This is a genomic window from Arenibacter lacus (genome assembly GCF_008711145.1).
Taxonomy (GTDB): Bacteria; Bacteroidota; Bacteroidia; order Flavobacteriales; family Flavobacteriaceae; genus Arenibacter; species Arenibacter amylolyticus.
Window position 1 is genome coordinate 1 of sequence record NZ_VVIN01000233.1, and the last position, 556, is coordinate 556.

At 48.0% G+C, this 556-nt stretch carries 1 pseudogene; it reads left to right on the plus strand.

Annotated elements, in window-relative coordinates:
- Window positions 1-556 (plus strand): annotated as a pseudogene (locus tag F1E73_RS17300) (imidazolonepropionase); the annotation flags it as partial.

The window sequence follows — 556 nt, forward strand, 5'->3', positions numbered from 1 at the left end:
ACAGCTATTAACCATGTCTGGATTACCATTAAAGGGCGCCCTACAGGATCATCAACTACCACTCATCCAAGATGCGGGGGTACTCACCGAAGATGGGAAAATCTACGCGGTGGGACCGTTTGCGGACCTACAAATCGAAGCCAAAGATTTAAACGCCAGGATCCTCCCAATAGAGGAGGACATGGTTTGTTTTCCTGGATTTATAGATGCCCATACCCACATCTGTTTTGGGGGTAGTAGGGCCAACGACTATGCACTTAGAAACGCCGGGAAGACCTATTTAGAAATTGCCCAAGCCGGGGGAGGAATCTGGGATACCGTTACCCAGACCAGGAAATCCAATTCTGCAAAACTGGTAAGGGGAATAAAAGAACGTGCCAATAGGCATTTACAACAAGGGGTTACTACTATAGAGGTGAAAAGCGGTTACGGTTTGTCCGTAGAGGAGGAGCTAAAAATGCTCATCGCCATTTCTACCGCCAACAAGGCACTAGCAGCCGACCTAATTCCCACCTGTTTAGCAGCTCATATGGTTCCCAAGGATTACAAGGGTTCC